This window comes from Azospirillum fermentarium (genome assembly GCF_025961205.1).
Lineage (GTDB): Bacteria > Pseudomonadota > Alphaproteobacteria > Azospirillales > Azospirillaceae > Azospirillum > Azospirillum fermentarium.
Genome location: NZ_JAOQNH010000001.1, coordinates 1,470,425 through 1,495,632 on the forward strand (window position 1 = coordinate 1,470,425; position 25,208 = coordinate 1,495,632).

Below are 25,208 nucleotides of genomic sequence, written 5' to 3' on the forward strand. Positions count from 1 at the left end.
CTTGTCCTTCCCTACGGGTGTTTGCCGGTGGGTTGCGGGGCGGTCAGCCGTGCCGGATGGCGATGGTCTTCACGGTGGAAAAGCCGTACAGCGCCTCGAACCCTTTTTCGCGGTTGAATCCGCTCTTCTTGACGCCGCCGAAGGGCAGTTCCACCCCGCCCCCGGCGCCGTAATTGTTGATGAACACCTGCCCGGCCTGAAGCCGGCGGGCCATGCGCAACGCCCGCCCGCCGTCGCGGGTCCACACCCCGGCGACCAGGCCGAAGGGGGTGCCGTTGGCAATGCGCACCGCCTCCTCCTCCCCGTCGAAGGGGATGAGGGCGAGGGCGGGGCCGAACACCTCCTGCTGCGCCAGGGGGGCGTCGGGATCGACGCCGCCGAACAGCACGGGCGGAACGTAGAAGCCCCCCGTCGGCGCCGACGGGACGATGCGGCCCGCGGCCAGCACGTGGAAGCCGTTGGACCGCGCCACATCCACCATGCCCGCCACCCGCTCGCGCTGGGCGGCGTTGATCAGGGGGCCGAGGTCGTGATCCTCCAGCGCCGGGCCGGCGGTGAGGGTGGCGAAACGCTCGGCGATGCGGGCGGCCACCGTCTCATAGATGGGCCGCTCGATCAGCACGCGGCTGCCGGCGGAACAGGTCTGGCCGGCGTTCTGGATGGCGGCGCGCACCAGGAAGGGCAGGGCGTCGTCCAGGTCGGCGTCGGCGAACACCACCTGCGGCGACTTGCCCCCCAGCTCCAGCGTGACGGGCACGATGTTGCGGGCCGCCGCCTGCTGCACCAGCACCCCCACCTCCTGGCTGCCGGTGAAGGAGATGTGGTTGATGCCGGGGTGGGCGGCCAGCGCGGCACCCGCCTCCTCGCCATAGCCGGTGACGATGGCGAAGGTGCCGTCGGGGAACCCGGCCTCCGCCGCCAGACGGCCCAGGTACATGGTGGTGAGGGAGGCGTCCTCCCCCGGTTTGATGACGCAGGCGTTGCCCATGGCGAGTGCGGCACCGACGCTGCGCCCGATGATCTGCATGGGGTAATTCCACGGGATGATGTGCCCGGTCACCCCGTGGGGTTCGCGCAGCGTCATCACCGTGTAGCCGTCGAGATAGGGGATGGTGTCGCCGTGCACCTTGTCCGCCGCCCCGCCGTAGAATTCGAAATAGCGGGCGCAGGCCGTCACGTCGGCGCGGGCCTGGGCCAGCGGCTTGCCCACGTCGCGGGATTCCAGCACCGCCAGCGCGTCGGCGTGTTCGAGGATCAGGGTGGAGAGCCGGTGCATCAGCCGCCCGCGCTCCGCCGCCGTCCGTTTGCCCCATTCACCGTCGAAGGCCGCGCGGGCGGCGTCCACCGCCGCGCCGATGTCGGCGGCGGTGCCGCGGGGGATGCTGTCGAACGCCTCCCCCGTGCTGGGGTCGATGCAGGGTATGGTGTCGCTCATGCGGGCACACTCCTTCACGGCAGGCTGCGGAACAGCAGCGTCAGCCCCGGCACATAGGTGATGATCATCAGACAGGCGAAGACCACGGCGACGAACGGCACCAGCCGCGGGACGATGCGCTCGATGCCCACATTCGCCACCTGGCAGGCGGCGAACAGGTTGACCCCGAACGGCGGCGTGACCATCCCCAGCGCCAGATTGACGATCATCACCAGCCCGAAATGCACCGGGTCGATGCCGAAATGCACCGCCACCGGCGCCAGGATCGGGGCCAGCACGATGATGGCCGCCGAGGTTTCGATGAACATCCCCACCACGAACAGGAAGACGTTCACCGCCAGCAGAAAGGCCCAGCCGCTGCCGATGGCCCCGGCGATCCAGGCACCGATGGCCGCCGGTACCCCGGCGCGGGTGATGAGGAAGCTGAACAGCCCGGCGGCGGCGATGACGAACATGATGATGGCCGACGACAGCACCGATTTGCGCAGGATCGGCCCCAGATCCCGCCAGCCGATGGCGCGGTACACACCCATGCCCACCGCGAAGGCATAGACCACCGCCACCGCCGACGCCTCGGTCGGGGTGAAGACGCCGCGGTAGATGCCGCCGATGATGATGACCGGCATCAGCAGCGCCAGGGCGGCGCGTTCGGTGGCGCGGACGAAGCTCAGGCGCCCCTCGCGGTCGCCCGTGCCCCAGCCGTTCAGGCGGCACAGCAGATAGGTGAACAGGATCAGCGCCCCGCCGATCAGCAGCCCCGGCCCGATGCCGGCCAGGAACAGGTCGCCGATCGACACCTCCGCCGACACCCCATAGAGGATCATGGGGATCGACGGCGGGATGATGACGCCCAGTTCGGCGGACGTGGCCTGCAGTGCGGCGGCGAACTCCCGCGGATAGCCGTGAGCGATCATGGCCGGAATGATGATGGCGCCGATGGCAAACGTGGTTGCCACGCTGGACCCCGACACCGCGGCGAAGATCATGCAGGTCAGCACGCACGAACAGGCCAGCCCGCCCTGGATGCCGCCGACCACGGATTTGGCGAAATCCACCAGCCGGGCGGAAATGCCCCCCGATTCCATCAGGTTGCCGGCCAGGATGAACAGCGGCACCGCCATCAGCGGAAAGCTGTCCAGCGAGGTCATCAGCTTCTGCGCCACCACCACCAGCGGCATGGGCGTGAACAGGGTGATGCCGCCGATGGCCGCCGCCGCGATGGATATCGCGATGGGCACCGACAGGGCGAACAGGGCGACCATGGCCGCCATCATGAAGGCGGTCATGGGCTACACCTCATAGGTTTCGTGTGGCGCCACCGGGGCGGTGCCGCTGCGTTCGGCCAGAAGGGCGCGCACCTGTTCGGCGGTGCGGGCCAGCAGACCGACGATGGCGAGCGCCGCCCCGGTGGGCACGGCGGCATAGACCCAGGCGATGGAGATGCCGCCGCCGGTCAGGGGGTTTTCCACCCCCGCCAGCATCTGGAAGCGGGCGCGCATCACCATGTCGATGCCCGCCCACACCATCACCAGCAACACCCCCAGCGACAGGCCGAAGATCACCGCCGTCAGCACCAGCCGGGCCGTGCCGTGCAGATGGCTGTAAAGGAAATCCACCGCCAGCAGCGCGCCGGTGCGGAACGCCGCCGCCACCCCCAGATAGACCATCCAGATGGTGAGCGAACGGGCCGCCACCTCCGACCATGTGGACGGTTCCTCGAACAGGAAGCGCGTGACCACCTGATAGAAGGCGATGCCCGCGGCCAGCACCAGCAGCGCCATGGCCGCGCGCAGGGTCCAGCGCATCAGGGCGCGTTCGACGGCGGCAAGGACCGTCAGCATGGGGGCCGGTCCCCGGATCAGTACTTGTAATTGCGGATGGCGTCGATCCGCTCCTGCCCGAAGGTCTTGGCGTACTGGGCATAGGCGGGCTTCAGGGCTTCCTGGAAGGCGGCGGCGTCCACGTCGGTCACCACCTCCATGCCCTGGCGGCGCAGCTCGTCCACACCGCTGGCGGCATCCGCCTCGGCCTTGTCGCGCATGGCCTTGGCGCCGACCTTGGCGGCCTGCATGAACCAGCCCTTTTCGGTGTCGTTCAGCCGGCCCCACACCGTGGGCGACAGGATGATGAAGGCGGGGGAATAGACGTGCTGGGACACGGTCAGGTACTTCTGCACCTGGGAGAACTTGGCCGACAGGATCACGCCGATGGGGTTTTCCTGCCCGTCCACCGTGCCCTGCTGCAGGGCGGTGAACAGTTCGGGAAAGGCCATGGGGGTGGGCAGGATGCCCAGCGTCTTGAACGCCGTCATGTGGACCTGATTTTCCATGGTGCGGATCTTCAGGCCCTTGGCATCCTCGGGCGTGCGGACGGCGTGCTTGGAATTGGTCAGGTTGCGGAACCCGTTCTCACCCCACGCCAGCGCGATCAGCCCGTGCTTGGGGAACTGGTCCAGGATGGCCTGCCCGATGGGGCCGTCCAGCACCGCGTGGGCGTGCTGGTAGTTCTTGAACAGGAAGGGGATGTCGGTGATGAGCGTGTCGGGGACGAAGTTCCCCACCGGGCCGGAGGAGGTGACCACCACGTCCACCGTGCCGATCTGTGCCCCCTCCACCATCTCGCGCTCGCCGCCCAGGGCGTTGGCGGGGTATTGCTTCAGCGTCCACTTGCCCCCGGACAGTTTCGCCAGTTCATCGGCCATGGCCGTGGCGCTGACACCGTAATGGGACGTGGGGGCCAGCGAATAGCCGATCTTCAACTCCTCCGCCGCCACGGGCGTACAGAGAAAGCCCGCGGTCAGGGCGCATGCGCCCACCCATGCCTTGAGCATCGAAATACCCTCCCCGGTGATTGTTTGTTTGCCGCTTTGTTTTGCTGAGCAGCCTAACCCAACCACGGGAGGATGTGAGATAGCCTCTTCGGCGTAAGGCCCTGGTCATACCGGAGGGGACGGCGGTAGGTGGACAAAGCCGGGAAATCCCCCTCTCCCCGGGGGGAGAGGGCTTGTTGGTGCACGGAAAGCGCCCCCAACCGTTATTCCTCGATGTTCCGCGCCAGCACGTCGCGCTTGCCCGAATGGTTGGGCTTGGACACCACGCCTTCCTCCTCCATCCGCTCGATCAGGCGGGCGGCGGAGTTGTAGCCGATGCGCAACTGGCGCTGGATGAAGCTGGTGGAGGCCTTGCGCTCGCGGCAGACCACGGCGACGGCGCGGTCGTAGAGATCGTCGCCGCTGGCGCCGTTGCCCCCACCCGGCCCGCCGCTGTCCGACAGGATGGGATCGCTGTCGTCCTCTTCCAGCACCGCTTCCACATAGGACGGCTCGCCCTGGGATTTGAGGTAGCGGACCACGTGCTCCACGTCGGAATCCGACACGAAGGGGCCGTGGACGCGGGTGATGCGCCCGCCGCCGGCCATATAGAGCATGTCGCCCTGGCCCAGAAGCTGTTCGGCCCCCGCCTCGCCCAGGATGGTGCGGCTGTCGATCTTGGTGGTGACCTGGAAGCTGATGCGGGTGGGGAAGTTGGCCTTGATGGTGCCGGTGATGACATCCACGCTGGGCCGTTGGGTCGCCATGATCAGGTGGATGCCGGCGGCGCGCGCCATCTGGGCCAGACGCTGGATCGCCGCCTCGATGTCCTTGCCGGCCACCAGCATCAGGTCGGCCATCTCGTCCACGATGACGACGATGTAGGGCAACTCGGTCAGGTCCAGCGGCTGTTCTTCGAACAGCGGCTTGCCGGTGTCGGGGTCGAATCCGGTCTGCACCCGGCGGGTCAGGGATTCGGCGTTCTCGCGGGCTTCGCGCAGGCGGGCGTTGTACCCCTCGATGTTGCGCACGCCCAGCTTGGACATGTTGCGGTAGCGGTCCTCCATCTCCCGCACCACCCATTTCAGCGCCACCACCGCCTTTTTCGGGTCGGTGACGACGGGGGTCAGCAGGTGGGGGATGCCCTCATAGACCGACAGTTCCAGCATCTTGGGGTCGATCATGATGAAGCGGCAGCGGTCGGGCGGCAGGCGGTAGAGCAGCGACAGGATCATGGTGTTGATCGCCACCGACTTGCCCGACCCGGTGGTGCCGGCCACCAGCAGATGGGGGAAGCGGGCGAGATCGGCCACCACCGGCTGCCCGCCGATGTCCTTGCCCAGCGCCAGCGTCAGCTTGCCGGGGCTGTCGGCGAACATCTCCGCCGTCAGCAACTCGCGCAGCACCACGGTTTCGCGCTTGGCATTGGGAAGCTCGATGCCGATGACGTTGCGGCCCGGCACCACGGCCACGCGCACCGACACCGCACTCATGGACCGGGCGATGTCCTCGGCCAGACCGATCACGCGCGACGATTTGGTGCCGGGGGCCGGCTCCAGCTCGTACAGTGTCACCACCGGGCCGGGGTGGACCTTCTGCACCACGCCGCGCACGCCGAAATCGGACAGCACCTTTTCCAAAGCCTCGGCGTTCTTGGACAGGGCGGCCTCGTCCACCCGCTGGGGGCCGGTGCTGGGCGGCGGGGCCGTCAGCAGGTCCATGGGCGGCAGTTCGTAGCGCTCGGCCTCCTCATCCTCGCCGTAATAGGCGTCGGGGTCGTCGGGGTCGTGGCGGGGCGGGGGGACCGCCGGCGTTTCCGCCGTCACCACCACCCGCGGGCGCGGGCCGGCGGGCCGGGGGCTGTCGCCATCGTCGTCGAAATCGTCCGCGTTGTAGCCGCTGCCCGGTTCATAGGCAGCGCCGGAGGCGGGGGAATCGTCGAAGCCCGGCATGATGCGCGGGCGTTCGGCTTCCGCGGGGCCACCGCCGAAGAGGCTGCCGAAGCGGGGGGATTCCCGCCGGGCCGTCTCCGCCTCCGCCCGCGGGGGCGGGGAGGAATAGGAGGGGGTGGCAGCCCGCGGAGGCGGCTCGTCCTCTTCCCCCATGGCGGCGGCACCCAGGCGGTGGGCGGTGCGCAGGGCGCCGTCGCGGGTGCGCCGCGCCAGATCCATGCCCGAGCGCACACCGCCGCCGACGCTGCCCAGCAGCCGGCGGATGGAGCCGAACAGGGCGATGACGCTGCGCACCCATTCCACGACGGACAGGCCGAAAGCGATGAACAGCGCCACACCGGACAGGGCGGCGGCACCGGCGGCCACGGTTTCCTTGGCCCCGCCCCCGAACAGCAGCCGGTTGACCGCGTTCAGGATCAGCGTGCCCGCACTCCCCCCCGGATAGCCCATCAGCGGGTCGGCCTGCACCGGCATGAAGCCGGCGATGGCGGCGGCGGCCAGCAGCACGCCCCACAGCGCCAGCACCAGCCGGAACAGCGGCGCCGTCACCGGCTTCTGCATGGACAGCCGCCAGCCCCACGCCATGGGCAGCACCGCCAGCAGCCACGCGGCCCAGCCCAGCGTCTGGATCAGCAGATCGGCCACATAGGCGCCGGGCGTGCCCAGCAGGTTGCGCGCCGGGGTGGTGGAGGCCGTGTTCCACGACGGGTCCGACGGGTCATAGGTCAGCAGCATCGCCACCATGACGCCGCCGACGATGGCCAGGACGAATCCCACCGCCTCGCGCGTGCGGGCGATCAGCATGGCGCGGGCGGCAGGGGACAGCAGCGGCCGTCCCTGGGGACGGCCCGTGGCCCGGCCCGCGGTGCGGGGGGCGGTGCGGGCCGATGCGTCCGCCGCACCCTTTCCCATGACCGGTTCCCGTTTGGCGGGTTTTTCCCGTTTCCTGGTCACGCCCATGGTTCCAACCGTGATCCTGACGACAAAAGAGGCAGAGAGACGAAAACGCTTCAGCGGTCCAGAATACGCACCAGCGCCGCCGTGCCCTGGGCGACGGTGGCGGTGTCGTGGACCAGGGCGACACGGATATAGGGGGCGCCGGCGTTGGGGCCGTCACCGTTGGTGCGGGTGAGATAGGCACCGGGCAGCACGCGGATGGCCCCCTCGGTCCACAGCCGCCGCGCCGCATCCTCCCCATCGCCCACGTCGAGCCACAGGAAGAAGCCGCCCGCGGGCCGGACATAGCCGAACCGGCCCTGCAGCGCCTCTTCCGCCGCGGCGAACTTGGCGCGGTAGGCGGCGCGGTTCTCCTCCACATGGGCCTCGTCCCGCCACAGGGCGGTGGCGACGGACAGCAGCGGCAAGGGCGTGCCGGCGTTGGAATAGCTGCGCAGGCGGTTGAAGCGGCGGATCAGCGCCGGGTCGCCGGCCACGAAGCCCGAGCGCAGGCCGGCAGCGTTCGACCGTTTGGACAGGGAATGGAACACCAGGATGTTGTCCCACGGCGACACCGCCCACGGCAGGGACGACGCCACCTCCAGCGCGCCCACCGGGGGCGTGTCCAGATAGATCTCGGCGTAGCATTCATCCACCGCCAGCACGAAGCCGTACTGCCGGGCCAGCGTGATGGCGCGGGCCAGATAGGCCGCATCCGCCGCCGCCCCTTGCGGGTTGGCGGGGGTGCACAGGTAGAACAGCGCCGTGCGCTCCAGCAACTCCGGCGTCAGGGCGTCGAGATCGGGCAGGAACCCCGTTTCCCGCGTGGCAGGCAGGAACACCGGCTCACCGCCGGCCAGCAGCCCCGCCCCCTCGTACACCGCATAGAAGGGGTTGGGCATCAGCACCGCGGGGGTCTGCCCCGCCTTGCGTTCCGGCACGGCCAGGACGGCGGTGAGATAGAGCGCCTCACGCGTGCCGGCCACCGGCAGCACCGACACCTCGGGGTCGAACAGGCCCGAGGGAAGCTGGTAGCGGCGGGCCAGCCAGTCGCCCACGGCGGCGCGGAAGTCCGGCGTGCCGGCCACGGGCGGGTATTTGCCCCACAAATGGGCGGTGGTGCGCAGCGTCTCGTCGATCAGGGCGGGGGGCGTGTGCTGCGGCTCGCCGATGGACATCACCACCGGCTCCACATTGGCCCGCGGGGTCAGACCGTTCAGCAGGTTCGCCAGCCGGGTGAAGGGGTAATCGGTCAGCCGGTCGAGCCGGTCGTTGCCAAGCGCCGGAGTCGCCATGACGGGACAGCACCTTTCCAAAGAATATCGTCCGATCGCCACACTGCGCCCATGCAGCATGCGGCGCGACTGTACCCGCCCACGGGTGCGGGGCACAAGACCCGCGGGGGCCGGAGACAAGGCCAAGGGAAAGACACGAAAAAGGCCGCAGCCGGGTCACCCCCGCTGCGGCCAATCCGTCACCGCCCTTACAGGCCGGGGATGCCCGATCAGAGCGCTTCGGCGTTGGTCTCGCCGGTGCGGATGCGGACCGCCTGGGCGATTTCCAGCACGAAGATCTTGCCATCGCCGATGCGGCCGGTGTTGGCGGCCTTCTGGATGGCCTCCACCACCTGATCGGCCTGGTCGTCGGCCACCGCCACCTCGATCTTCACCTTGGGCAGGAAGCTCACCGAATATTCGGCCCCGCGGTAGATTTCGGTCTGGCCCTTCTGACGGCCAAAGCCCTTGACCTCGCTCACGGTCAGGCCCTGGATACCCAGCGAGGTCAGCGTCTCGCGCACTTCATCCAGCTTGAACGGCTTGATGATGGCCATGACGAGTTTCATGGTGCTCCCCTTCATTGACTATGTTCCGGCGCCCCGGTGTATGGCCGCCTGATGGCTTGCGGACGCCCCGCGTCTTTCAGGATAAGCCTGTTCGCGCTGGCCGCAAAAATCAACGAATTCAAGAAGCGTGCCGTTGCCGCAGCGCAGAATTCCGTCACCCGTCCGGCCACCGTCGGCTTCAATGCCGGGCAGTTGCCCAAAATGTGGGCATTCGGCCCCTGCGGCGTTTGCTCCCTCTGGACAAGCGGCGCGGACCGTCCGATTGTCTGCGCCATTATCACACAAGCGCACGGGCAGGGTATCATGGCCGAATCGGGGGTTGAAACGGCACGGGACGGTTCCACCGACGTGATCGAGACCGACGTGATCGTTCTGGGCGGCGGTCTGGCGGGCCTCAGCATGGCGGCGGCGCTGGCCACGGCGGGGGTGCCGGTGGTGTGCATCGACCGCGACAGCCCGCAGAACCACCAGCGCGACGATTTCGACATCCGCACCACCGCCATCGCCTATGCCTCCAAGAAGGTGCTGGAAGGCGCGGGGGTGTGGCGGCACATGGAACAGGATGCCGGCCCCATCCTGGACATCCGGGTGGCCGACCAGTTCTCCCCCCTGTTCGTCCATTACGATCACCGCGAACTGGACCTGAACGGCGAGAACGTGCCGTTCGGCTGGATCCTCGACAACAAGGACATGCGCCGCGCCCTGTTCGCGCGGGCCGCCGAACTGCCGGGCCTGCGCCATCTGGCCCCGGCCCAGGCCACGGCCATCGACCGCGACGGCAGCGGCGTGACGGTGACGCTGGCCGACGGGCGGCGGGTGCGCGGGCGGCTGCTGGTGGGGGCCGACGGGCGCAAGTCCATGGCGCGCGAGGTGGCGGGGATCAAGGTGCGGCGCTGGGCCTATGACCAGACCGCCATCATCTGCACCATCCGCCATTCCGAACCGCACAACGGCGTGGCGGTGGAGCATTTCCTGCCCACCGGCCCCTTCGCCCTGCTGCCCATGACCGAGAACCGTTCGTCGGTGGTGTGGAGCGAGAAGTCGTCGCTGGCCGACGCCTACATCACCCTGCCGGAAGAGGAGTTCATCGCCGAGCTGGACCGCCGTTCCGGCGGCTATCTGGGCGATATCGAGATCCTGACCCGGCGCGAGGGCTGGCCGCTGTCGGTGCTGCTGGCGGAATCCTTCGCCGCCCCCCGCATCGCCCTGGTGGGTGAAGCCGCCCACGCCATCCACCCCATCGCCGGGCAGGGGTTGAACCTGTCCCTGCGCGACGTGGCGGCCCTGGCCGAGGTGATCGTGGACGCCTACCGGCTGGGCGTGGATGTGGGGTCTGATACGGTGCTGGCCCGGTATCAGCGCTGGCGCCGGTTCGACACCGTGCTGCTGGCCGTGGTGTGCGACGGGCTGGTGCGGCTGTTCTCCAACAACATCCCGCCCATCAGGCTGGCCCGCGACGTGGGCATGGCGGTGGTCAACAAGCTGCCGCCGCTGAAGCGCTTCTTCATGCGCCATGCCATGGGGGTGGTCGGCGACCTGCCGCGGTTGATCCGCGGGGTGCCGCTGTAAGAACAGTTCTGCCGGTTCCTGAGAAACGCCGCCCTATCCATGGGCGGCGTTTTTCTATTCTCAGGGCGGAGTGCGCGGTCAAAATAGTACGAATGTATTCAAAAGAAAATTATCTTTCTCGCGTCATAAGTATTACTTCTTTTGTGGTTATCAAAACTATCCTCCCGAGCAAAGGCGGTGTGGCGCCTTGCGTTTGGGGAGAAATAACCAATGACAAAGCGTATTTTGGGGGTGGCGGCCCTGGCGGGCCTGATGCTGAGCGGTTGTGCCAGCGTGGAACCGCAGCCGGCCCGGCCCGTGTCGGTCAAGCCACCGGTGCAAATCAACGGGATCTGGTATCTGGACCAGAATTGGACGGATGAAGCGCGCCAGTGGTATTATAATACCACTCAGGGTTCGCAGATCATGCCCTATGACTGGTTCATGGCGCTGACCGATCCGCAGACCAAGGCGCCCTTCGTCCAGAGCCTGCAGCGCTTCGGCTATCCCGCCGGCACCGCCGGGTCGGGCACCGCCGACACGCTGCCGCTGGGCTTCGTCAAGGATACCAATCCCGACAAGAGCAGCTTCATCGGCATGACCTGTGCTGCCTGCCACACCGGCGACGTGACGGTCAACGGCCAGACCCTGCGCATCGACGGCGGCGTCACCACCGGCGACCTCTACGGCTTCATCCAGGCGCTGAGCCAGACGCTGCACGCCACGGTGACGGTGGATGCGCTGTTCGAGCCCTTTGCCACCCGCGTGCTCGGGCCCAACGCCACGCCGGAAAAGCGGCTGGAACTGTACAATCAGGTCAAGGATTTCGACGGCAGGTTCGCGCTGTTCGTGTCGCAGAGCACGCCGGCCACGCCCTGGGGGCCGATGCGCACCGATGCGTTCGGCATGATCTTCAACCGCGTCTCGTCCATCGACCTTGATATTCCGGCCAACAGCCAGCCGCCCGACGCCCCGGTCAGCTATCCGGTGCTGTGGGACGGCCCGCACCAGCCCAAGGTGCAGTGGAACGGGCTGCTGCCGAACGCCAACGCGTTCGACGCGCTGGGCCGCAACGCCGGCGAGGTGCTGGGCGTGTTCGGCCACATCACCCTGAAACCGCCGACGCTGACCCATTACTACTACAGTTCCAGCGTCCGGGCGCGGAACCTGATCGACATGGAAAAGCAGCTTCGCGCGCTGCGGTCCCCCGTGTGGCCCGACGCGATCGCCGGCCGCGTCAACACGGTGGAGGCCGCCAAGGGAGCCGACCTCTACCAGCAGAACTGCGTGAGCTGCCACGCACTCCTGCCGCGCGACAAGACCTACACCACCGCGCCCATCACCATGGTCCCGCTGGTCCAGTGGGCGAAGCCCGACGACCCCGATGCGGTCATCAAGGCGCTCGATACCATGTGCAAGGGCGGTGTCGAGGCGGCGGTGACCGCCAAGATGGTCACGGTGAGCTATGCCGCCGATCCCAAGACGGCGCTGGACGCCCTGTGCCGGAACGTGAGCACCGGCCCGCTGGCCGGCACCGCCATGCCGCCCCAGCTTCTGGGCGGGACCAAGCTGAAGAATCCCGACATGGCGGTGAACCTGCTGGCCAATGCGGTGATCGGCGCCATTCTGAGCGACATCGTGAACGATCCGTCGCTGCTGATGGATCTGGCCAACGCCAACAACGGTGTGGGTGATCCGCTGCCGCAGCCCGCGGTGGCAAAGGCTGCCGCCCCTGCCGCCCCCCTGACCACCAGCCCCCTCGTCACGTCCAAGTCCAAGGGGAAGGTCACCGATCAGCATCGTGCCGCCGCCAGCCTGCTGCAGGCGTCCTGGAAGGGCGTGAAGAACGACAGGAAGACGTCCAAGGGCGTCAAGGCTCTGGCCGAGACGATCAAGACCCTGATGGCGTACAAGGCTCGCCCCCTGGACGGCGTGTGGGCATCGGCCCCGTACATGCACAACGGCTCGGTGCCCAGCCTGTATGAAATGCTGCTGCCGGCGGCCCAGCGGTCGGTGACGTTCACGATGGGCGGCGGTGCGCTGGACCCGGTGAAGGTCGGCGTGGATTCCACCGCCCCCACCTCCACCTTCCTGTTCGATACCACCAAGCCGGGCAACCGCAACACCGGCCACGAGTTCGGTGCCCACCTGACCGACGCCGAGCGCCAGCAACTGGTGGAATTCCTCAAGACCCTCTGATCCGGCGGCGTTGCAGCCCCCGGTCCCGGTTGGTGAAGGGCCGCTCTCCGGAGCGGCCCTTTTCTTGTGCGCCGATGGTACAGGCACACGCCGGGTGAAACGCCACACTTATGCATGCGCTTTTGAGGTGAGAAAGCCGGCGCCGTGCGCTATGGCTTGGTTGTGTGGCGCGGGAGGGGGAGGACAGGCCTCCCCCCGCCACACGAAGGAGATGAGAGGATGAAGAAATGCAAAGACATCCTCGAACTCCTGGCCCTGATCCTGAGGATCATCAAGCGGGCGCTTGATATCCTGGATCAATAAGGCCGGGCCGGGTGGTGGGGACTGCCATCCCCACCACCCAAGCCCCATAAATGTAAGCGATCCCTCATCCCCCGGCAAGGGGGGCAGGGCCGGCACACGGCGCGCGAAACATCACGCCAATGCATGCGCTTTCGAGAGAAGAAGGCCACCGCCCGCGCCATGGTTTGATGCATGGCGCGGGCGGGTGCCGGGTGGTCAGTTGCGCACCAGCGGCTTGTACTTGATGCGGTGGGGCTGGTCGGCGTCGGCGCCCAGGCGGCGCTTCTTGTCGGCCTCGTAGTCCTGGAAGTTGCCTTCGAACCATTCCACATGGCTGTCGCCTTCGAAGGCGAGAATGTGGGTGGCGATGCGGTCGAGGAACCAGCGGTCGTGGCTGATGACCACGGCGCAGCCGGGGAAGCTCTCCAGCGCCTCTTCCAGCGCCCGCAGGGTGTCCACGTCCAGATCGTTGGTCGGTTCGTCAAGGAGCAGGACGTTGGCGCCCGACTTCAGCATCTTGGCCAGATGCACGCGGTTGCGCTCACCGCCCGACAGCTGGCCGACCTTCTTCTGCTGGTCGGGGCCGCGGAAGTTGAACGCGGAGACGTAGGCGCGGCTGGGCATGGACTTCTTGCCCAGGTCGATCACGTCCAGCCCGTCGGAGATTTCCTCCCACACGGTCTTGTTGGGGCTGAGCGAATCGCGGCTCTGGTCCACATAGCCCAGCTTCACCGTCTCGCCCACGCGGAAGGTGCCGCCGTCGGGCTGGTCCTGCTCGGTGACCATGCGGAACAGGGTGGTCTTGCCGGCACCGTTGGGGCCGATCACGCCGACGATGCCGCCGGGGGGCAGGCGGAACGACAGGTCGTCGATCAGCAGACGGTCGCCGAAGCCCTTGGAGATGCCCTCGGCCTCGATCACCACATTGCCCAGGCGGGGGGGCGTGGGGATGACGATCTGGGCGCTTTCGGGGGCGGCGTCCTTGTTGGACTGGGCCAGCAAGGTCTCGTACGCCTGGATGCGGGCCTTGCTCTTGGCTTGACGCGCACGGGGCGACTGCCGGATCCATTCCAGTTCGCTGGCCAGCGTCTTCTGGCGCGAAGCATCCTGACGGCCTTCCTGCTCCAGCCGCTTCTGCTTCTGCTCCAGCCACGAGGAGTAGTTGCCCTCGTACGGGATGCCCTGGCCGCGGTCGAGTTCGAGAATCCAGCTCGTCACATTGTCCAGGAAGTAACGGTCGTGGGTCACCAGAACGACGGTGCCCTGATATTCCTTCAGATGCTGTTCCAGCCACGCCACGGATTCGGCGTCCAGGTGGTTGGTGGGTTCGTCGAGCAGCAGCAGGTCGGGCTTTTCCAGCAGCAGGCGGCACAGCGCCACGCGGCGGCGCTCACCGCCCGACAGCTTGGTCACGTCGGCATCGCCCGGCGGGCAGCGCAGCGCGTCCATGGCGATTTCGACCGTACGGTCGATGTCCCAGGCGTTGGCGGCGTCGATCTTTTCCTGCAGGTCGGCCTGTTCGGTCAAGAGCGCGTCGAAATCGGCGTCGGGGTCGGCCATCATGTTCGACACTTCGTTGAAGCGGTCGAGCAGCGCCTTGGTTTCCCCCAGCGCCTCCATGACGTTTTCCTGCACCGTCTTGGTGGGGTCGAGCTGGGGTTCCTGCGACAGATAGCCGACCTTGGCCCCGTCCGCCGACCACGCTTCGCCGGAATAATCCTTGTCCAGCCCGGCCATGATCTTCATCAGGGTCGATTTACCGGCGCCGTTGACGCCCAGAACGCCGATCTTCACGCCGGGAAGGAAGCTGAGCCAGACGTTTTCCAGCACCTTCTTGCCGCCGGGATAGACCTTGGTCAGGCCCTTCATCACGTAGACATACTGATAGGACGCCATGGCGGCTTTCGATCCCTTGCTAAGATTGATTGGCTGCGACTGATGGGGGAAACCCCGGCGGCGGCTCAGCCAAGCCCCCCGCACTGTCCATGGTTTTACCCCATTGCGGCCCGGCTGGAAACGGTGTTGCACGGTCCTCGCGCAACCACCCCCTTTCGCCCCGGCCGTCCAGACGCGAAACGGCACGGGCGGCCCGCTGCCGCTGGACCGCCCGTGCCTGGGGATCGCACCGCCGCCCCGGTAGGGATCGGGGACGGGGCGGCGGTGCCGTTGCTGGCGTAGGGGTTACGCCAGAACGTTCACGATCTTGGAACTGTAGAGCTGCTTGAACGTCTCCACCGCGCTGGAGGAGGAGGACGAGCCGCTGCCCTGGCTGCTGTTCAGGAACTGCGACAGAAAGGAGCTGATGTCCGCCGCCCCGCTGGTGGCGGAGGTGGACGCGGTGCTGCTGCTGTCGGAAGAGGAACCGTCGCCCGACTGCCCCATCATGCCACCGCCGGGGGGTGGGCCGGGGGGCGGGCCACCCATGCCGCCGCCGGGAGGCGGGCCGCCGGCACCACCCATGCCGCCCGCGCCGCCGCTGCCGGAGGTCATCTGGCTCTGGATGTCGGCGAAGGTGGATTTGATGGAGTCGGCTTCGTCCGACGACAACTTGCCGGATTCGACGTCGGCGTCGAGCTGGGAGAACAGCTTCTCCTGCATCTCGTCGGTGGACGATGTGGAGCCGTCGGCGTTCATGCCGAACATGCCGCCGGACCCACCGCCCGTGCCACCCATCCCACCCATCCCACCCATGCCGCCGGGCGGCGGGGGTGGGGGCCGGTTGGACGTGGCGCCCGTGCTGCCGGTGCCGTCGGTGGACGATGTGCTGCCGGTCGCGCTGGTGGAAGACGATGATTGCGACTGGCGCAGCTTCAGCATTTCCTGAAGTGCGGACGCCGCCGAAGAAGATGAGGCGCTGCTGATGGACGACATGGAAGCTCTCCCGCCGTGGGTTGCTGCCGATTGTTTTGTGCTTGTCTGTAGGGTGAAACGGCGGGGGGAAGCGTATCCTGCGCAGTTTTTTCGCCACCGCCGTTTTTTCTGAAGCGGCACGGCGGCGGAACGCCCGCCTTACCGCGGGGGCGGCGGCGGACGGTCGTGGAAATCGGCCAGCTTGTGGCGGCCGTCGGCGGACATGGCGGCGATGGCGGCGGCGGCGTCGCGCAGGAGCGGTGCCAGCTTCCGGTCGTCGAACGCCCGCTGCCCTTCCAGCGCGCTGATGAAGGCCGTGCTGTCGAACGGTTCGGTGGACAGGATGACGCGCAGGCGCGTGCGCATCATCTCCATGTTCTCGCCCATGCTGTGCAGCGCGTCGCGGTGGATCATCACCACGTTCTGGAGCTTTTCGGCGTCGGCAGGCGGCAGCACGCGGCCCAGGTCGTGCAACAGCCGCTCCACCGCCTTGGCCGGGCCGGGGGGCGGGGGGGGCGGGCCGAACGTCCGCTGCGCCACCAGAACCCCGCCCATGAACATGTTGGCGGCCAGCGACGCCAGCAGCAGCCAGCGTTCCCAGCGCTGTGGGCGGGAGCCGGCCGCCGGGGCGCTGTGGCCCGGAGTGCCTGACGTCATCCTTACAAACTCCCGAAATAGGTGGTGCCGGCGTACGTCGTGCCGCCCAGGGCGCTGGTGAAATCGGTGGCCGATGCCGGGGCCGGCAGCAGGCCGCTGGCGCACACCAGGAATCCGGCGATCCCCATGGCCGCCAGGAACCCGGCGGTGGGCCACAGCCGCAGCGTGTTGCGGGCCGCCGTCAGGGAATAGGGCACCGGCGGGGCCAGATCGTCCATCCGTTCCGACAGACGGGCCAGCACCCGTTCGGCCCGTTCGTCCGACACCGCGGGCGCGGCCGCGCGGTCGAGCTCGGCGTCCAGCGCCGCCGCCCCGTCCAGGATGGCGCGGGCCTCGCCGCTGTGGGCGAGCAGCATCAGGGCGCGGGCGCGGGTGTCCGCGGGCCATCGCTCGATGTCGCCGCCGTAGAGTTCGGCCATCCGGCCGAAATCCGTCACTGAGAACTCTTTGAGCGTCATGTTGTCCCCCCGTCCTTCTGACGGATGAGTGGCTGAAGCCGGGAGCGGACCACCCGCCGCGCCCGGACCAGAAGGCTTTCCATGGCCGATACCGAAACCTGCATGACCTCCGACGCCTCCGCACAGCTCAGCTCTTCATAATAGCACAAGCTGAGCGCGGCCCGCTGGCGGTCGGGCAGGGATTCGATGGCCTGATCCACCGCCGCGGCGATTTGCCGGTCGGACACGGCGGTTTCGGCGTCGATGCCGCCGTCGGGCATCTCCCCCGCCTCCTCCAGGGGGTCGAAGCTGCGGCGGCGCCGGTAGTCGATGGCCCGGTTCACCACGATGCGGTACAGCCATGTGGTGAACCGGGCGCCGTTGTCGTGCCAGCGGTCGGCACGGGTCCAGATTTGCAGGAACGCGTCCTGCACCACCTCTTCGGCGTCGTGGGCGTTGCCGACCACGCGCTGGGCCAGGCTCAGGCTGCGTTTCAGGTGACGGCGCGACAGGATGTCGAAGGCCGCGCGGTTCCCCGCCGCGACCTCCCCCATCAATGTCTCGTCGTCGGCATCCGTCAACGCCGCCGCCCGGCTGTGTGTCCAAAGTCCCAAACCGCTCGACCCGTCAAACAATCGGTTTCATCGGCTCCCATGGCGTTGCACGGGGGATGGGGCACCGCTCCTGCGCCCGCCCGGCACATTTTTCGCCGCAGGAGGTGCCCCGCCCGCACCGTTTCATCCCCAAGATCAAGGTGCACCGACAGGCGGGTGACGGCCATGGCGTCTTACGATTTCACCACGGAAAGCGGCATTTCGTCGGCGGCATCGGATCTGGCCGCCTCGGTCCAGGCCGCCATCAAGTCCGCGGAAGCCTCCAGCGCGTCCGACGGTTCCGACGGTGTGCAGGAGTTCTCCAAGACCGTCCGCAAATCCTCGTCCACCATCGCTTCCAAGGCCACCGATATCGGGGTGCTGGCCAAGAACACCACCCGCCTGAACGTGGTCAGCAATCTGGAAGCCAAGGACAACGTGGATTTCTACAAATTCCGCGTTGCCAACACCGGCGAGCCCACCCTGGCCAACGTGGGCGACGAGGGCGCGCGCATTCAGGTGATGACCAGGCTGGGATCGGTGATCGCCGACAGCAACACGGATTCCGGCAGCACCTATGACGCGTACCAGTCGCTGCAAAAGGGTGAACTGACGCTGGATTCCGGCGACTACACCATCCGCGTCACCCGCGACAAGGGCGTGGACGCCGGCACGCCGCTGAACTATGCCCTGCAGCTCGGCATGGGATCCTACACCCAGGATTTCGACACCATCGCCCAGCAGGCCGACAAGAGCAGCGAGGACACGGTTTCCCTGTCCGCCGATGCCCAGGGGCTGATGAGCATGCTGTCCTCGGCGGTGGACACCACCGCCAACGGCCTGTTCACCGCCGGCCAGGGCACCGCCAGTTCCTCCGACCTGATCGGCACCCTGTTCGACGGGTATGTGTAACGGGCCGTCCGTCAGCCCGTCAGGCTGGCGGTGACGATCAGCATGTCGTCGTTGATGCGCGGCCCGAAACGGTCGAAGAAGCGTTGCCCCAGCCATCCCGCCAGGCTTTCGCCCACAAATCCGGCAGGCAGCGCCGTCTCGATCCACGCGGCCAGTTCCTCTTCGTCCCGTGGCGCGGAGACGTCGCCGGGGCCGCCGGGGTCGCATTCCACCAGCGCATCGCTGTAGACGATCAAGGTATCGTCCGTGCCCAGCACGATTTCCCGCGTGTCGCGGGGCATATGGGGTGTCATGCCGAACGGCACCCCCGACAGGGACACACTGTCCAGCCGCGGGGGGCCGGACCGCTGGCCATGCAGGATGAAGCCGTGGCGCAACCCGCCGCCGATGAAGCGGAAAACCCGGCGGGCGGTGTCGAACAGCCCATAAACCCCTGCCACATACTGCCCCTTTTCCCGGCCGAAGGCGTACAGCCGCCGGTCCAGATGCGCCGCGGTGGCATCCAGATCGGCGGAGAACGGCGGCGGCGGGGTCAGCAGCGTGTGGAACGCGAACATCCGCAGCGCCGCCGATACCCCATGGCCCGACACATCGCCCACCATCAGGGCAATCTGATCCGGCCCGGCGGTCCAGCAATTCCAATAATCGCCGCCGATGGCCGAGCACGGGTGGTAATAGGCATCGAGGCGGACGCCCCGTTCGGCCATGCGTTCCAGCGTCGTGGGGTGGGGCAGCACGGCTTCGCTCAGCAGGCGGGCCTCGGCCAGTTCCGCTTCCATATGGGCGCGGTAGGCCATCAGGCCGCCCGATGACAGCGCGTTGGACAGGTGTACCCGCACCCGCGCCTCCAGTTCCGCCGGGTCATAGGGTTTGGCCACCACGTCCGACGCCCCGGCGGCGAACGCGGCCCGGCGGTCCTCGGGCTTGCTCATCACCGTCTGGATGATGATCGGGGTATAGGCGAAGCGGGGGTCGGTCCGCAGCCGCCGGCAGACCTCCAGCCCGTCGATGCCGGCCATCACCACGTCCAGAAGGATGCAGGCCGGCTGTGCGCGCGTGATGAAATCCAGCGCCGCTTCCCCGCTGTCCACGGACACCACCGACGAGAAGCCGCCTTGGCGCAGCAGGTTTTCAATGACCAGGCGGTTGACCGCTTCGTCATCGACCACGAGAATCAGGGAATCGGCCAGGGATGACAGGGTGTCGGACATTGGCGGCTTCGGGTTGGAAACCACAGCAATGTGGCTGTGCATTAGAACAAGGGCAACATATATTCCAAATATGAGATGAGGCAGGAAGACGCAGAAGTGGGTACTGCTTGAGAACTGGCTAAATCATGGACCGTAATGATCGTTTAGAGACCTTTCGATTCGCATCCATCCAGTGCAAGTTGTGTCTTCCGATGCAAATAAACGATGGCGGGCACACAAAGAATACGCCTTGGTGTGCCCGCATCGGTTCAGATTCAGATGCTGTAATTGTCGGCCAGCCCACCGCGCACCTGACTGACCTGATCGTGGAACGCGTTGCCGTCGCTGCCGGGCGTGTTGGCGAAATCGCGCACGATGCGGGCCGGGCCGCCGCCGGTGCTGTTGCCGCCCAGCAGCAGGATGCGGTCGGCCAGATGCACCGCCTCTTCGATATCGTGGGTGACGAACAGGATGGTCTTGCCGGTTTCCTGGTGGATGCGGCGCAGCTCTTCCTGCAGGTTCCGGCGGGTGATGGCGTCCAGCGCCCCGAACGGCTCGTCCATCAGCAGGATGTCCGGCTCCACCGCCAGGGCGCGGGCGATGCCCACCCGCTGGCGCTGCCCGCCCGACAGTTCATAGGGCCAGCGGCGGCCATAGCCGTCGAGATGCACCAGCCGCAGTGCCGCCGCGGCGCGGTCGGCACGGGCGGTCTTGGGCACGGGCAGCCCCTCCAGCCCGAATTCCACGTTCTTCTGCACCCGGCGCCACGGCATCAGCCGGGCGTCCTGGAACACCAGCGCCACCGGGCGGCGGTCGGGCCGTTCGGGGGCGTGGATGTCCACATGCCCGGTGCGGGCGCCGTGCAGGCCGGCGACCACCCGCAGCAGGGTGGATTTGCCCACGCCCGACGGGCCGACAATGGCGACGAAGCTGCCGCGCTCGATGGCCAGCGTCACCCCCGCCAGCACCGGCGGCGCGTCGGCGCCATAGCCGATGGAGACGTCCTTGAGGTCGATTGCGACCGTCGATCCGTTTATCGGCGCCATGCCAGCACCCGCCCCTGCACGCGCATGAAGATGAAGTCGGACACGCCGTACAGGACGGCGATGGTGACCATGTAGAGGACCACGATGTTGGTGGCGAGCATGCCCGATGCGTCCTGCATCCGCATGCCGACCCCGGTGATGCCGAACAGCTCGGCGGCCACCACCGTCATCCAGCCCTGGCCCAAGCCCGCGCGCAGGCCCGACAGGATGCCGGGCATGGCGGCGGGCAGCACGATCTTGAACACCCGCGGGATCAGCCCGCCCTGGCCGAACGCTTCGCCCAGTTCGATCAGATCCTTGTCGATGCCCTGCACCGCGGCGTAGCTGGCGAAATAGTTGATCCAGAACACCGTGAGCGCGATCAGAAACGACGCCGCCTGTTCGCTGACCCCGAACCAGATGATGGCGAACGGGATCCAGGCGATGGACGGGATGGGCCGCAGCATGCGCACCACCCACGCCTGCAGCGCATCCCACACCGGCCACAGCGCCGCCGCGGCGCCGAAGGCGATGCCCAGAAGCGAGCCGATCACCAGCCCCTTCAGGTAATGGGACAGGCTGGACAGCACCATGGCCTGCCACATGCCCCGCTTCACCTCCGCCAGGAAGGCGGGCGGAACGGCGCTGGGGGACGGCAGAAGGCCCGCAGGGACGAATCCGCTGCGGGCCATGGCTTCCCAAAGACCCAGGAAGACCGCCACACCCAGCGCGGAGAGAATCACCGCGCGCTGGGTTTTCATTTCTTCACCGCCGCGTCATAGAAGCGGAAGTCGAACGCCTGATCCACCGCAATGCCCGGCTCGGCGGTGCCCAGTTCCTCCTGGTACGCCTGCATCTTGCGCGACGGCTCCAGAATGGTGTGGGGGTCGGCGTCGAACTTGGAGGCGGGGGAGGCGATGGCCGATTCCAGCACCGCCGGTTCCACCAGACCCTTGCCCAGGTATTCGTTGGCCAGTTCCGCCGTGCGCTTCGGGTTCGCGGTCACGGTGTCCACCGCCTTGACGTGCAGGGCGACGAAGCGGGTCAGCGCGTCGGCGTGGTTCTTGATGACCGAGCCGTGGGCGGCCACGACGGTGCCCGGCTGCTGCGGGAACATGTCGCCGCCCAGCGCCATGATGGCGGACTTGGGATCGGCCTGACGCACGATGGTGACGGTGGGTTCGCGGATGGTGGCGGCGTCGAGCGCGCCGGCCATCAGCGCCTGCTGCGTCTTCTCGATGCCCATCGGCACGATCTCGACCAGGGCGGGATCGACCTTGGCCATCTTCGACAGCCAATGCTGCAGCGTGGTGTTGGGGACCGAGCCGGGGGGCTGGGTGCCGATCTTGGCCTTGCGCCCATTCTTGGCGAAGAACGCCTTGAAGGCGTCCGCCGCCGGCACCCCGTCCGACGCATCGGCCAGCGGGCCGCGGCTGACCACGGTCATCTCTTCCATGCCCGAATTGGCGACCACGGCCACGTCCACGCCCTTGGATTTGGCGACGATCACCGGGGCGACACCGGCATAGAGCATGTCGATCTTGCCGGCGGCCAGCGCCTGGATGCCGGCGGGGCCGGATTCGAAGCGGGTCAGCTTCAGCTCGAAGCCTTCCTTCTTGGCCCAGCCCTCACCCTCCAGCACGAACAGCGGGGCGGCGGCCAGGATCGGGATATAGCCGATCTCCAGCTTCAGCGCCTCGGCGGCACGGGCGGCGGGGGCGGCGGTCACCAGGGCCAGGGCCACCGCGGCGGCGGCGGTTTTCCACGTCTTCAGCATCTCTCTCGTCCAATCCCTTATCGTTTGACGCCGACAACGGCACCGGCGGGGGGCCGGTACCGTTGGCGGAACAGTTCAGCGGCGGGGGATTACGCCAGACGGCGCGTGGCGGCGTTGGCGCCGAACGTCCGCTCCACGTAATCCACCAGGGTGGCCAGCGCATCGGCCTGGGGCAGCGTGCCCGTGTCGATGGTGACCTCGGGGTTCTCCGGCGCTTCGTAGGGGGAGGAGATGCCGGTGAAGTCGGGAATGTCGCCCGCGCGGGCCTTGGCGTAAAGCCCCTTTGGATCGCGCGCTTCGCAGGTGGCGAGGTCGGCGGCCACATGCACCTCGTGGAACCGTTCGCCGCCGATGGCCCGCGCCCGCGCCCGGTCGGACGCCAGCGGGGAGATGAGGGAGGTGATGACCACCATGCCGGCGTCGGCGAACAGCTTGGCGGCTTCGGCCACCCGGCGGATGTTCTCCGCCCGGTCTTCCAGCGAGAAGCCCAGGCCGGCGTTCAGGCCGCCCCGCACCCCGTCGCCGTCCAGCACGAACACCTGCCAGCCGCGGTCGAACAGCACCCGTTCCAGCGCCATGGCCAGCGTGGACTTGCCGGCCCCGGACAGGCCGGTGAACCACAGGACGCCGCCCTTGTGGCCGTTGGCGGCGGCGCGTTCGTCCGCCGTCACCGCGTGGTCCACCGCGTGCAGGTTAGTCGCCGCCGCCGCTTCGTTGGCTTCCAGCACGATGCAGCCGCCAACCACGTCGTAGCCGTCGATCAGCACGCCGCGGCCGGTGCGCGACAGGTCCGACGCCTCGTCCACCGGGATCGGGCGGCGGCTGCGGAACACCACCTCCGCCACCTCGTTGCGGTGGATGATCTTGCCCGGCGTGGCCGACAGATCCTCGATGTCGATGACGGCGGTGATGGACTCCACGGTCACCCGGTGCTCGGACGTGGCGATCTTCAGCGTCAGCACGTCGCCCACCGCCAGCGGGCGGGACACCAGCCAGAACAGCCGCACCGACAGGGTGTGCGCCAGCTTGGGCGCCTGTTCCCGGTGGAAGCCGACGTGGCCGCGCTCCACGAACAGGCGCTTGTCCAGCGTGATGCCGATGGACTGGCCGGCACCTGCGGACAGCACCGTCTCAGGATGGTTCCAGGCTTCGATGGTGATGATGGTGGCACTTTCCCCCGTGGGGGCGAAGTGCAGCGTGTCGCCGACGCGCAGGCGCCCGCTTTCGATGCGGCCCGCCAGGATGCGGCGGTCGTCGGGCTTGTACACGTCCTGGATGGGGAAGCGCAGCGCCTGGTCCAGCGGGGCGCGCGACGGCATGAAGGCGTCCAGCGCCTCCACCACCGTCGGGCCGCTGTACCACGGGGCCTTGTCCGACGGGCCGGCGATGTTGTCGCCGTGGCGGGCGGCCACCGGGATCACCGAGGTGGGAGTGACGCCCAGCTCGCCCAGATAGGCGCGGATTTCCTGTTCCACGGCCTGGAAGCGGGCCTCGTCGAAATCCACCCGGTCCATCTTGTTGACGGCCACCGCCACCTGGCGCACGCCCAAGAGGTGCAGCAGAAAGGCGTGGCGGCGCGACTGTTCCAAGGCACCTTCGGCGGCGTCGATCACCAGGATGGCGGCGTCGGCCTGGGACGCGCCGGTCACCATGTTCTTCAGGAACTCGGCGTGGCCCGGTGCGTCGATGATGACGTAGGGGCGCTGGGCCGTCTTGAAGTGGATCTGGGTGGTGTCGATGGTGATGCCCTGATCGCGTTCCGCCTGGAGCGCGTCCATGACGAACGACCATTCGAAGGGCATGCCGCGCTTGCGGCTCATTTCCTGGACCTGATCGACCTTGCCGTCGGGCAGCGACCCGGTGTCGTTCAGCAGCCGGCCGATCAGGGTGGACTTGCCGTGGTCCACGTGGCCGACGATGACGATGCGCAGTTGGGAAGTTTGGGGCATGGTCCCGGCGTCCTTATCTTACATGTAGCCCGAGCTGCGCAGGCGCTCGAAGGAGTCTTCGGATTCATTGTCCATGGTGCGGCCGGCGCGTTCGGACACGCGGGTGACGGCCAGTTCGGCAATGATCTCGTCGATGGTGGAGGCGTTGGAGTCCACCGGGAAGGTGATGTTCTTCTCGCCCAGCGAGCGGTAGCGCTTGCCGTTGCGGGAGAAGTACAGCGGGACGATGGGAATGTCCTCGCGCTTGGAATAGCGCCAGATGTCCATTTCGGTCCAGGCCAGCAGCGGGTGGATGCGGACGTGGGTTCCCTCGGCGAAGCGGGTCTTGTAATGGTCCCAGAATTCCGCCGGCTGGTCCTTCACGTCCCACGCGCCGTCCAGCGTGCGGGGGGAGAAGATGCGTTCCTTCGCGCGGGTCGCCTGCTCGTCGCGGCGGATGCCGACCACCACGCCCTGATACCCGCCGTGATCCAGCAGGTTGCGCAGGCCCACCGTCTTGCGGGCCGCAGCACGGGTGTTGGGGGGCAGGGTGGGGTCCATCTCGCTTTCCGGCGGGCAATGCTCGACGCGCAGGTCGAGATCCCATTCCCGGGCGATGCGGTCGCGGAACTCGTACACCTCCGGCAGTTCCATGTCGGTGTCGAGCTGGACCACCGGGAACGGCACGCGTCCGAAGAACGCCTTGCGGCACAGCCACAGCAGCGCGTTGGAATCCTTGCCGATCGACCAGAGCAGCGCCATTCGGTCGATCGAATGATAGGCTTCGCGCAGGATGTAGATGCTCTGGCTTTCAAGCTGGTCGAGATCGTTCATG

At 67.7% G+C, this 25,208-nt stretch carries 21 protein-coding genes; 3 read left to right on the forward strand and 18 right to left on the reverse strand.

The window, feature by feature from the left end; genetic code table 11:
• Positions 1-43 precede the first annotated feature (43 nt).
• The 7 genes from M2352_RS07145 to glnK form a co-directional block, all read right to left on the reverse strand.
• On the reverse strand, positions 44-1,435 hold the full coding sequence (locus tag M2352_RS07145) for an aldehyde dehydrogenase family protein (RefSeq protein WP_264663802.1): 1,392 nt from the start codon (positions 1,433-1,435) through the stop codon (positions 44-46).
• A 14-nt stretch (positions 1,436-1,449) separates the two neighbouring features.
• The gene (locus M2352_RS07150; RefSeq protein ID WP_264663803.1) at positions 1,450-2,721 is read right to left on the reverse strand and encodes a TRAP transporter large permease; all 1,272 of its coding nucleotides are present in this window, start codon (positions 2,719-2,721) and stop codon (positions 1,450-1,452) included.
• A 3-nt stretch (positions 2,722-2,724) separates the two neighbouring features.
• Complete coding sequence (locus M2352_RS07155) at positions 2,725-3,276, reverse strand: TRAP transporter small permease (RefSeq protein ID WP_264663804.1); 552 nt, start codon at positions 3,274-3,276, stop codon at positions 2,725-2,727.
• 17 nt (positions 3,277-3,293) lie between these two features.
• On the reverse strand, positions 3,294-4,265 hold the full coding sequence (locus M2352_RS07160; RefSeq protein WP_264663805.1) for a TRAP transporter substrate-binding protein: 972 nt from the start codon (positions 4,263-4,265) through the stop codon (positions 3,294-3,296).
• A gap of 203 nt (positions 4,266-4,468) precedes the next feature.
• Positions 4,469-7,108 (reverse strand): DNA translocase FtsK, encoded by a 2,640-nt coding sequence (locus M2352_RS07165; RefSeq protein ID WP_406567237.1) that lies wholly within the window; start codon positions 7,106-7,108, stop codon positions 4,469-4,471.
• Positions 7,109-7,206: 98 nt separating this feature from the next.
• Positions 7,207-8,427, reverse strand: coding sequence for an aminotransferase class I/II-fold pyridoxal phosphate-dependent enzyme (locus M2352_RS07170; RefSeq protein WP_264663806.1), 1,221 nt, complete (start codon positions 8,425-8,427; stop codon positions 7,207-7,209).
• Positions 8,428-8,636: 209 nt separating this feature from the next.
• The gene (gene glnK / locus M2352_RS07175; protein WP_264663807.1) at positions 8,637-8,975 is read right to left on the reverse strand and encodes a P-II family nitrogen regulator; all 339 of its coding nucleotides are present in this window, start codon (positions 8,973-8,975) and stop codon (positions 8,637-8,639) included.
• Between the two features lie 303 nt (positions 8,976-9,278).
• On the opposite strand from glnK, the gene M2352_RS07180 reads away from it, so the two are divergent.
• Together M2352_RS07180 and M2352_RS07185 are read left to right on the forward strand one after the other, a co-directional pair.
• Entirely contained in the window at positions 9,279-10,544 is a 1,266-nt protein-coding gene (locus M2352_RS07180) for a UbiH/UbiF/VisC/COQ6 family ubiquinone biosynthesis hydroxylase (protein ID WP_264663808.1), read from the forward strand.
• A 210-nt stretch (positions 10,545-10,754) separates the two neighbouring features.
• On the forward strand, positions 10,755-12,722 hold the full coding sequence (locus tag M2352_RS07185) for a di-heme-cytochrome C peroxidase (RefSeq protein ID WP_264663809.1): 1,968 nt from the start codon (positions 10,755-10,757) through the stop codon (positions 12,720-12,722).
• Positions 12,723-13,220: 498 nt separating this feature from the next.
• Here the strand turns inward: M2352_RS07185 and ettA are convergent, their stop codons facing one another.
• The 5 genes from ettA to M2352_RS07210 form a co-directional block, all read right to left on the reverse strand.
• Positions 13,221-14,900: an energy-dependent translational throttle protein EttA gene (ettA, locus tag M2352_RS07190; RefSeq protein WP_264663810.1), complete on the reverse strand. Its 1,680-nt coding sequence runs from the start codon at positions 14,898-14,900 to the stop codon at positions 13,221-13,223.
• Positions 14,901-15,185: 285 nt separating this feature from the next.
• Complete coding sequence (locus tag M2352_RS07195; protein WP_264663811.1) at positions 15,186-15,875, reverse strand: hypothetical protein; 690 nt, start codon at positions 15,873-15,875, stop codon at positions 15,186-15,188.
• A gap of 138 nt (positions 15,876-16,013) precedes the next feature.
• Positions 16,014-16,511 (reverse strand): periplasmic heavy metal sensor, encoded by a 498-nt coding sequence (locus M2352_RS07200; protein WP_264663812.1) that lies wholly within the window; start codon positions 16,509-16,511, stop codon positions 16,014-16,016.
• Between the two features lie 2 nt (positions 16,512-16,513).
• The gene (locus tag M2352_RS07205) at positions 16,514-16,969 is read right to left on the reverse strand and encodes a hypothetical protein (RefSeq protein WP_264663813.1); all 456 of its coding nucleotides are present in this window, start codon (positions 16,967-16,969) and stop codon (positions 16,514-16,516) included.
• Positions 16,966-17,562 (reverse strand): RNA polymerase sigma factor, encoded by a 597-nt coding sequence (locus tag M2352_RS07210; RefSeq protein ID WP_264663814.1) that lies wholly within the window; start codon positions 17,560-17,562, stop codon positions 16,966-16,968. Before M2352_RS07210 ends, M2352_RS07205 begins: the two co-directional genes overlap by 4 nt.
• 165 nt (positions 17,563-17,727) lie before the next feature.
• Between M2352_RS07210 and M2352_RS07215 the strand changes: the two genes are divergently transcribed.
• Positions 17,728-18,453, forward strand: a complete 726-nt coding sequence (locus M2352_RS07215) for a hypothetical protein (protein WP_264663815.1) — start codon at positions 17,728-17,730, stop codon at positions 18,451-18,453.
• 11 nt (positions 18,454-18,464) lie between these two features.
• Here the strand turns inward: M2352_RS07215 and M2352_RS07220 are convergent, their stop codons facing one another.
• The 6 genes from M2352_RS07220 to cysD form a co-directional block, all read right to left on the reverse strand.
• Positions 18,465-19,664, reverse strand: a complete 1,200-nt coding sequence (locus M2352_RS07220; RefSeq protein WP_264663816.1) for a fused response regulator/phosphatase — start codon at positions 19,662-19,664, stop codon at positions 18,465-18,467.
• A 254-nt stretch (positions 19,665-19,918) separates the two neighbouring features.
• Positions 19,919-20,689, reverse strand: coding sequence for an ABC transporter ATP-binding protein (locus M2352_RS07225; protein ID WP_264663817.1), 771 nt, complete (start codon positions 20,687-20,689; stop codon positions 19,919-19,921).
• On the reverse strand, positions 20,677-21,429 hold the full coding sequence (locus M2352_RS07230; protein ID WP_264663818.1) for an ABC transporter permease: 753 nt from the start codon (positions 21,427-21,429) through the stop codon (positions 20,677-20,679). Before M2352_RS07230 ends, M2352_RS07225 begins: the two co-directional genes overlap by 13 nt.
• Positions 21,426-22,445, reverse strand: coding sequence for an ABC transporter substrate-binding protein (locus tag M2352_RS07235; RefSeq protein WP_264663819.1), 1,020 nt, complete (start codon positions 22,443-22,445; stop codon positions 21,426-21,428). Before M2352_RS07235 ends, M2352_RS07230 begins: the two co-directional genes overlap by 4 nt.
• Positions 22,446-22,534: 89 nt before the next feature.
• Positions 22,535-24,394: an adenylyl-sulfate kinase gene (gene cysC, locus M2352_RS07240; protein WP_264663820.1), complete on the reverse strand. Its 1,860-nt coding sequence runs from the start codon at positions 24,392-24,394 to the stop codon at positions 22,535-22,537.
• A gap of 18 nt (positions 24,395-24,412) precedes the next feature.
• Positions 24,413-25,207, reverse strand: coding sequence for a sulfate adenylyltransferase subunit CysD (cysD, locus tag M2352_RS07245; protein ID WP_264663821.1), 795 nt, complete (start codon positions 25,205-25,207; stop codon positions 24,413-24,415).
• Position 25,208: the final 1 nt, after the last annotated feature.